Annotated in this window: 9 protein-coding genes; 2 read left to right on the top strand and 7 right to left on the bottom strand. The window is 45.3% G+C overall.

Going from position 1 to position 7,906, the window contains the following annotated elements:
• Positions 1-485: 485 nt before the first annotated feature.
• The 5 genes from ACEW9I_RS19780 to ACEW9I_RS19760 all read right to left on the bottom strand — a co-directional run bounded on the left by ACEW9I_RS19780 (position 486) and on the right by ACEW9I_RS19760 (position 5,610).
• On the bottom strand, positions 486-2,156 hold the full coding sequence (locus ACEW9I_RS19780; RefSeq protein WP_373542047.1) for a phospholipase D-like domain-containing protein: 1,671 nt from the start codon (positions 2,154-2,156) through the stop codon (positions 486-488).
• A 133-nt stretch (positions 2,157-2,289) separates the two neighbouring features.
• Positions 2,290-3,363, bottom strand: coding sequence for an anthranilate phosphoribosyltransferase family protein (locus tag ACEW9I_RS19775; protein WP_373542046.1), 1,074 nt, complete (start codon positions 3,361-3,363; stop codon positions 2,290-2,292).
• Positions 3,364-3,535: 172 nt separating this feature from the next.
• Positions 3,536-4,450, bottom strand: coding sequence for a LysR family transcriptional regulator (locus ACEW9I_RS19770; protein ID WP_373542045.1), 915 nt, complete (start codon positions 4,448-4,450; stop codon positions 3,536-3,538).
• Between the two features lie 152 nt (positions 4,451-4,602).
• Positions 4,603-5,448, bottom strand: a complete 846-nt coding sequence (locus ACEW9I_RS19765) for a 3'(2'),5'-bisphosphate nucleotidase CysQ (RefSeq protein ID WP_373542044.1) — start codon at positions 5,446-5,448, stop codon at positions 4,603-4,605.
• 15 nt (positions 5,449-5,463) lie between these two features.
• Entirely contained in the window at positions 5,464-5,610 is a 147-nt protein-coding gene (locus tag ACEW9I_RS19760) for a hypothetical protein (protein WP_373542043.1), read from the bottom strand.
• On the opposite strand from ACEW9I_RS19760, the gene ACEW9I_RS19755 reads away from it, so the two are divergent.
• Complete coding sequence (locus tag ACEW9I_RS19755; RefSeq protein WP_373542042.1) at positions 5,609-6,184, top strand: transposase; 576 nt, start codon at positions 5,609-5,611, stop codon at positions 6,182-6,184. The two genes, ACEW9I_RS19760 and ACEW9I_RS19755, sit on opposite strands and share 2 nt — an antisense overlap.
• Positions 6,185-6,535: 351 nt before the next feature.
• Here the strand turns inward: ACEW9I_RS19755 and ACEW9I_RS19750 are convergent, their stop codons facing one another.
• Together ACEW9I_RS19750 and ACEW9I_RS19745 are read right to left on the bottom strand one after the other, a co-directional pair.
• Positions 6,536-6,985, bottom strand: a complete 450-nt coding sequence (locus ACEW9I_RS19750; RefSeq protein ID WP_373542041.1) for a pentapeptide repeat-containing protein — start codon at positions 6,983-6,985, stop codon at positions 6,536-6,538.
• Positions 6,986-7,096: 111 nt separating this feature from the next.
• The gene (locus ACEW9I_RS19745; RefSeq protein ID WP_373542040.1) at positions 7,097-7,318 is read right to left on the bottom strand and encodes a hypothetical protein; all 222 of its coding nucleotides are present in this window, start codon (positions 7,316-7,318) and stop codon (positions 7,097-7,099) included.
• On the opposite strand from ACEW9I_RS19745, the gene ACEW9I_RS19740 reads away from it, so the two are divergent.
• Positions 7,310-7,768 (top strand): hypothetical protein, encoded by a 459-nt coding sequence (locus ACEW9I_RS19740; protein WP_373542039.1) that lies wholly within the window; start codon positions 7,310-7,312, stop codon positions 7,766-7,768. The two genes, ACEW9I_RS19745 and ACEW9I_RS19740, sit on opposite strands and share 9 nt — an antisense overlap.
• Positions 7,769-7,906: the final 138 nt, after the last annotated feature.

Below are 7,906 nucleotides of genomic sequence, written 5' to 3'. Positions count from 1 at the left end.
GACACTGCCACCAAAGCGAATCAGATTGGTATTGTTAATATTAATGTCAGTCTGTGCTAGCGCATTTCCAGCAAAAATCAGGCAAATAGTAGCTATAACAGCCAGAATTAATTGTTGCCATTTCATGAGTTGTATCCTCGTAAATCATCAGAAAATTTACTATTTCTGATGATATCAAAACAAGATGAGGAACTTGTGAGGAAAGCTCATCAAAATCCCATGTTATAGCAATATAATTATTCTCGATCGCCTTAACTCTAATTAAATCTATTAAAATCGGGCGTTGCTGGGTCGGAGTATGATTTAGCGATCGAGAGTTGTTCGCATCACTCGATCGCCGTAATTGAGTGAAGATGGAATAGGCAGGTCATCAAATTTAAGATAATGAATGAGTAATTTAAATTTGTGCGCTCGATCGAGCAAACAAACCACCCGATAATGAGCGACGCACCCTATTCTAGACTGTTGCGTTGACCTCTGTACTCTTAGCGATCGAATAGTTCGATAAGTTTGTCGATGAGTTCGGGACTATCGGTTTTTAGTCCTAATTCTCGCTCACTGGAATGAGTATGAGAAGTCAGATAGTTGTGACTACCCAGCATGGCAAATTTGCGATCGCAAACTAGAAACTTTTCGTGAGTACCTAAGACTTTTAAGTTCAAAAGATTTGGATATTCAGCCTGTAGTTTATCCAACAAAGGAATGGCATTATACAACCACTTTTGTTTACCAGGCTTTAATAACTCTGCCTTCGATAATCGGGATCGATCGTTATTAACATCTTTAAGATGTCCCCAACCGATATCGATCGATACTCCTCGTTCCAGCGCATTGATGATGAGATCTCGAACATCTGGATCGATCGCATAGTTTGTTAACCAAGGACAAACTAAAATTAGCCGTTCTTGAGACTGCGGCAAAGCATCTAAAAATACTTGGCGACTTTCTTCTCTACCATATACAAGATTATAATTATATTTTTTGGGTAGTATTTGCTTAATCAAATCGAGTTGCTCTAGGCTCGATCGATTGACTTCTTGCTGAATTAGTGTATCGAGCTGTTTTGCTGAAACTAATGCATCAATAATCTCTGCTATTTCATACTGCTGATAATTATCGATGCGATTGTTTAATCCAAGATTATAATCGTGCAAGGCACCGAGACTAGTATCTAATTCATCAATTCGATCGACTAGATCGGATACGCCCAAATTATCTTCAAAAAACTGAATTTTTGACTTAGTTTCTGCGAGTGATGAATAGATGCTACTCCGATCTAGCTCTAGTCCTGCGATCTTCAAAATATGATCTGTCTTAGTATTTGAAAGCTCTAGGGCAATCGACTGGACATCGCTCTCGATCTCTAATAGGGATTTTTTTAGATTAATAATATCAATCAGATCTTGACGATGATTGAATTCTTTCTCTAAATTTAAAAAGTGCCAGCCAATTTTTTTGAGTGATTCCTCAGATATCTTTGAATTTTCTTCCAAAAATTGAAGTTTTAGTTTAATCTGTTCGATCGATAAGTAGAGCACATTTCGATCTGAATCTATTGCGATTGGCTGTAAACTTTGATTTTTCAAAGTGGATTGACTCACAGCATCAGGAGCATAAATAGTATAGATATTATTTGCATCCATTACTCGCTCTGCGCTAGTAACGCGAGTGGAATCTTGACGGCTATTAAATTCTTTCTCAAAATTTGAGAAGTTCAAGCTGAGTCGCTGGAGAGAATCCTTTGTTAAGTCAATCTCAGTTAAGAAAGGTGATAGATCGTCACCTTTTTTCTCGATCTTAATTAAAACCGATCCTAATCGATCTAGCTCTGCTCGATCGAGCCTAACACTTTCAGATAACTGATGAAAGTCACTGGTTGTTGGGGCAGGAGGTAGATCGTCAAGTGAATCTCTAAGCGTTTTAGATTGTTCTATTACAGATTTCAGATCGCTAGTAAGTTGCTGTTCTAAATTCGCTAGGCGTCGATCGGCTTTTACTAAATCTCTTTGCCGATTGATTAAGCTCAACGATAGTGAAAGTGTCAGGGGTGTAGCAATATAAGCTATTTGCTGAGTAACAACGGCGGCAACAGCTCCTATTACTGATAACCCAATTGAAGCATATTCTGTTTGATTAGGATTTTTTTTAGTATTCACGAGAGCCAAGCACTTTATATCCTATAAATAGCAATATGATGTACTCTTATACTCTCAGTGCGATCGCTAATCAGGATGAAAAGCTCAAATTCAGGTAATTTTAGGTGGTGTAGTTATGGGGTGCGATCGCCATCTATCGATCGCTATTTGCCGGACTCGATCCGCTCACCTGCGTCCTGACGTGTTCTAGTTGTGTACTCACCGCACCACTACTTAGCAACTCCTGAGCCAACTTCATCCCCGCAGCCAGATCGGGAGCCGCGCCGCAATGCCAGAGATAGAACCCTGCATTCCAGAGGACGGAATTGAGTAGCTCCGAAGGTTTGCCTTCCAGCACTAGCGCAAATTCAGCCATCATCTTGGGGGGAGCGAGTAGGGGCGGATTGACATTGCTCAAGCCATAGTCATAATGGTGGAGGAAAATCCGCTCTAGTTCTCGCCCTGACTGGTGTACGCCAATAATTACAGCGCGATCGCGTGGCAGATCGGTACTGCCTTCTAAGCCTTTAACTGTCGTAATTTTGTGAGGTGTATCGCGCAATGTCGCAGCGATCAGGGCTGTTTGTTCGGTTGGCGGATGGACGTAACCAAAAATCAGGTGAGCATCGCCAGCATAAGGACACCACATTAGCTCTAAAGTAGCGATCGGGGGACGTTTGCCGATCTGATCGCGGTAAGGGGTGAGTCCCGCCGCCGTCGGGAAATGAGTAGGCGTGTAAATAAAGCCCAGACCCGTTGTAGCGAAGGTTGCTTGGATTTGGTCAAAAGGTACCTGCATCCAATTTACACCCCATTCCTGCCAGATATCGATGAGCGGAGTGCCATATTTGGTCGGCATTCGATCGCCACCGTGCAAAATAACGGGAATACCCACCGCTGTCATAATTAATGATACTAGAGGCGCGATCGGGACAGTACGCGAGCGACCATCATAAGGGATGCCAAAGATAACGGGCGATCGATTGTGACTGGCAACTGGTTGTAATTGCGGGCCGATGTTGGCATACGTATCTAGCATTCCCGCTAGCTCTGCCCCAGTCGGACGCTTAATCCGATGCGCGATCAGAAATGCGCCAATCTGGGCGGGGGTCGCTGTTTCCCGCAGCATCATCTCCATCGCCTCTGCTGCCTCCTCACGAGTCAAATTCTTCCCGGTGTGCGGTCCACTGCCTATTATTTGGACGAATTTCCGAAATCGATCGCTCATTGGTGGATGGTGGATGGTGGATGGTGGATGGTTATTAGGCTTTAGGCTTTAGGCTTTAGGTGTTAGGAAATAGGTATTGAGTGTGACGTGTTAGGTGTTAAAAATAAATCTAAATTCTCATCTTTAAATCCTAAAACCGAAATCCTAAATTCTCATCCCTAAAGCCTAAAGCCTAAAGCCTAACACCTAACTCCTGACTGACTAGATCGCAGAAAAATTTAATCGGGGGAATCTGGAGTCTGTCGCTGGTGGTGACGAGGACGACTTGACGCGAGAGATTTATACCTGTTTGGGGAGTAGGTTCGATCGATCGCGTTGTCAATGTCGGATCGTTGTGGAGATCGAGTAGTGCCGATTGGGGCAATAGAGCAATTAATTTGCCTTGCCTGACTACGCCCCGAAAGGAGTCTAGCGTATTTAATTCTAACACCGCCTGGAGTTTACTACCTTGCTTGCTAAATTGTTCTTGCACCAATCGCTGCATTCCATACCCATCTTTGAAGACTACTTGCGGGTATTTGACTAGTTCTGCCCAGGGTACTGGTGCATACTCAGCTAGGGGATGCTGTGCGGACATCAAGATCTCGATCGGTTCTTGATAGAGCTGTTGGACTACCATGTCGGGGCTAGTTGTAAACATCCGATTGTCCATGACGATGGCGACATCAACCAAACCATCCTTGAGGACTTTCATGGCGCGATCGCTACCTAGAGCCGTTACTCTGAGCTGGACTTGGGGATACTCATAGCAAAATTTTTGCAAGATCGGCGGCAACAGATGAGCGCACACGGAGTGAATCGCGGCGACACACAGATCTGGTTGCTTACCTGCGAGGAGATTAGAGATGGATTGATGAGCGAGTTTCCATTCTTGACAAATCTTGAGCGCGTGGGGTAAAAACCGTTCGCCACCGATGGTGAGTTTCGCCTGCTGATGGCGATGAAATAAAGCAATCCCTAGATCTTCTTCTAAAGATTGGACTTGGCGGCTGATCGTTGATTGAGTACAGTTACACGTCCGCGCAGCTTGTTGAAAACTCCCAGTTTCCGTAATTGCCAAAAATGCCTGTAATTGTTCGATTCGCATAGTTTAGGTGTTAGGTGTTAGGGATTAGGCTTTAGGTGCTAGGGATTAGAGATTAGGGATTAGGTATTGGGTGTTAGTTGTTAGAAGTAAATTTAAATTCTCATCCCTAAAGCCTAAAACCTTCCTCAAACCTAAAGCCTAAAGCCTAAAACCTAGATACAAGCATCCAACAGCTCCTGATGCCACAATCCGGTACTCGCAATCAGGCATCCCCACTGACTGACATCGCCTTGATTGTACTTGAGGGCACTGCCATCTTGGTGCGTAAACTTGCCGCCTGCTTCAGTCAAGATCAGTTCTGGTGCAGCGAGATCCCAATCCTTGGGAGCTGATGTCCCCGATAGCGAGATATATACATCCGCACGATGCTCGACGATCGCGGCGATCTTGCACCCGATACTACCGACTTCAAGCTGTTGCTGACAAGGTAACCGTGCCAATAACTCGATTAATTTCTGGCTGCGATGGTTGCGACTGGCGACGACAACTAATTCGCTCAATTTCTGTCCGTCCTTTACTCGCACGGGCGTACGGACGCCATCGGGGACGATCTGGTAAGTCCCACCACCGACAATAGCCGCATACAAGCGATCGGATTCGGGGATGGCTACCACCGCTAGTACTGGGCGATGTTGGTACGTCAGGGCAATATGGATCGCGTATTCGCCAGTTTTGTCAATAAAGTCTCGCGTCCCATCCAAAGGATCGATAATCCAGACCCAATCTTGTAGCACTTCTGGATCGCCTGGTTGATAAGTCTCTTCCGTCAGGTAGCCACAACTATCGCCACACATCGCTTGAATACCAGCTAGCAAGTGTCGATCGACTGCTTTGTCTGCTACAGTTACGGGGCCTTCGGCTTTATCGAATACTTCGAGCTGTTCGCGGCTACCTCGATAGTAAGACTTCAACATGACTGCGGCTGTCTGGCTTAACTCGATCGTCCGTGCCAAGATATCGGCTAAAGTAAGGTGAGAAACTGGTGAATTTACTGGCATTGAGCTGGGATAGAGTTATCCTCTGGATTGATAATGGCGATCGAGCGGTTCTAGACCAGCATCGAGCATCGCTGATAAGTCCATCATAAAGCCGTACCGACTTTGATGTGGCTCAAGTCTCAAAGTTTTCGGCAGACACACATAGGATCGAGCAGTAATCATGCCAGCATATCGCCGCGCTCATATTCCTGGAAGTAGCGTATTTCTGACGCTGATAACTTACCAACGACAACAACTATTCTCACTGCCAGAAAATATCGACAGGTTATGGCAGGCTTGCGATCTGATGATGACTGAACAGCCATTTGCGACGGGTGTCGCAGTTATCCTCCCCGAACACATCCATTTTTTGTGGACTTTACCACCTGACGACCCCGATTATTCCTATCGAGTCGGACGGATGAAGGTGTTATTTACTCGTGCTTTGCGTGGGGCAAATAATCTACCTGATGATGTGTGTGAGTCGCGCAAAAAGCATCGCGAGAGTGATGTTTGGCAGCGGAGATTTTATGAGCATACGATTCGGGATGAGTTCGATCTTCGCAAACACTTTGATTACTTACATTTCAATCCAGTCAAACATGGGTTAGTGAAATGCGTGCATGATTGGCAGTATTCAAGTTTTCATCGCGGGGTGCGGCGGGATGAATACGATGTTAAATGGGGTTGTCAGTGCAATGGGAATATTTTCACGCCAGCCGTAACAAGTTTGATGGATTTAGAAATGGGTGAATAACATTTAATAATTCGTAGGGTGGGCACTGCCCACAGCACCATTATCGATTTAGTAATGCAAATATTTGGAGGGGCTAGTATCGATCGATTGGTGTATAGATGGCGATCGAATCAAACAGTAGATATTTTGTAGGGTGGGCACTAACCACAGCACCATTATCAATTTAGTAATATAAATATTGAAGTGTTGAATGTCGATCGATTAGTGAAGAGGTTGCGATCGAATCAAATAATTTAAACTCTTATTGCTTCGGCTTTGAATGGTCTGTGGGCAGTGCCTATTAAGGACATAAATAATCGAAGATTTAATACTAGCAGCGCACTCCTGGCTGATAGCGAAAGTGACTTTGGCTCAACCTCCAAGAGATCTACCGTCTGGGAGAATAATATGACTACCTCCACTAGGTATATAATCGGGCAAGATAAAATCGGAACCTTGGAAAGTGGCTCCAGTGAAGTCGATGTTATCAAAGCTATAGTCACCAAAAAAATTGGTTTCGTCGAAAATGGAGTATCGAAAACTGGTATTAGTGAAGGATACGAGTGGCAAGATAGCTCCCCTGAGATTAGCCCAATCAAAGTTACATTTTTCAATCCAAGCCTCTTGGAGGTTAACTCGATTCAGATTGGATCTGCTCAAATTGACATTGACAATTCTACTAAACGACAAATTAGCAGCACTCAAATTAATACCAATCAAGCTAACCCCATTCAGATCAATTCCACTGAGATTAGTCTCGGCAAAATCTCTGTCCCCAGCAGCATAACGAGCCAACAACTCTTCTCTAGTAATTTTAGCCATAGCTCATCTCCAGATTTACTAACTGATATCTACAATACCGCCCAAACCTTATGGCATACAACCACTCCCATCAACCTCAACTTTGAAATCACCAACCTTCCCACCGGACAACTAGCCGAAGGCACAATCACCAGCTACAACACCAACGGCACCCCCAACACCGCCACCATCACCATCGACCATGATGCCAACGGAATCGGCTGGTTCCTCGACACCACGCCACAGGATAATAGCGAATTCACCGGAGTAAACACCTACCTCCAAGCCACCCCCAACAGCCCAGCCTCCGGTAAATACGACCTCCTCACCACCATCCTCCACGAGATGGGACACACCCTCGGCATCATCAACGGCTACAGCGAATTTAACAAATACGTCAAAGGCAAGAAATTCATCACCGACACCTTCACCGCAAACCTTACCCCCAATGGCTCCCACCTAGACACCACCTTCCATCCCTACGACCTCATGAACACCAGCCTCAAACCTGGCGTTCGCAAACTCCCATCGGCGTTAAACCTAGCGATGATTGATGCGATTAATGCGGGAATCGGGAATCGGGAGTCGGGAGTCGGTGGCACAATTAGCGCACCCCTAACCGCTGGTGCATTACTGGCAATTAATAATGGTGACTTCTCCACCACCGCAGACTGGAACACCGCAGGTGCCACCAACATCATCAATGGCACAGCCACCCTCACAGAGCAGTCCCAAAAACTCTCTGAACTCACCCAAGCCTTCATCATCCCCACAGGTGCCAAAACCCTCCAATTCACTATCTAGGGCTTGCTGAATAAGTCATACGATCGAGTGAGCGAATCTCGAAGCACGCTCACTCGAAGCGCGTCGTCTAGCGACGATCGCCAATGATAATTTTTAGTTAAGCTCAAAGGAGATACAAGCAAGATTTCTAATCGGTAG

Origin of the sequence: Chamaesiphon sp. (genome assembly GCF_041738855.1) — a bacterium.
Lineage (GTDB): Bacteria > Cyanobacteriota > Cyanobacteriia > Cyanobacteriales > Chamaesiphonaceae > Chamaesiphon.
Note: the sequence above shows the minus strand (reverse complement) of the source record. Positions and strands in the feature narration are given on the sequence as shown.

Excerpts from the sequence above, each read along its gene's own strand:
- ACEW9I_RS19775 (WP_373542046.1), bottom strand. The coding sequence starts at position 3,363 with ATGAGCGATCGATTTCGGAAATTCGTCCAAATAATAGGCAGTGGACCG.
- ACEW9I_RS19770 (WP_373542045.1), bottom strand. The coding sequence starts at position 4,450 with ATGCGAATCGAACAATTACAGGCATTTTTGGCAATTACGGAAACTGGG.
- ACEW9I_RS19765 (WP_373542044.1), bottom strand. The coding sequence starts at position 5,448 with ATGCCAGTAAATTCACCAGTTTCTCACCTTACTTTAGCCGATATCTTG.
- ACEW9I_RS19755 (WP_373542042.1), top strand. The coding sequence starts at position 5,609 with ATGCCAGCATATCGCCGCGCTCATATTCCTGGAAGTAGCGTATTTCTG.
- ACEW9I_RS19760 (WP_373542043.1), bottom strand. The coding sequence starts at position 5,610 with ATGATTACTGCTCGATCCTATGTGTGTCTGCCGAAAACTTTGAGACTT.
- ACEW9I_RS19750 (WP_373542041.1), bottom strand. The coding sequence starts at position 6,985 with ATGGCTAAAATTACTAGAGAAGAGTTGTTGGCTCGTTATGCTGCTGGG.
- ACEW9I_RS19740 (WP_373542039.1), top strand. The coding sequence starts at position 7,310 with ATGGGACACACCCTCGGCATCATCAACGGCTACAGCGAATTTAACAAA.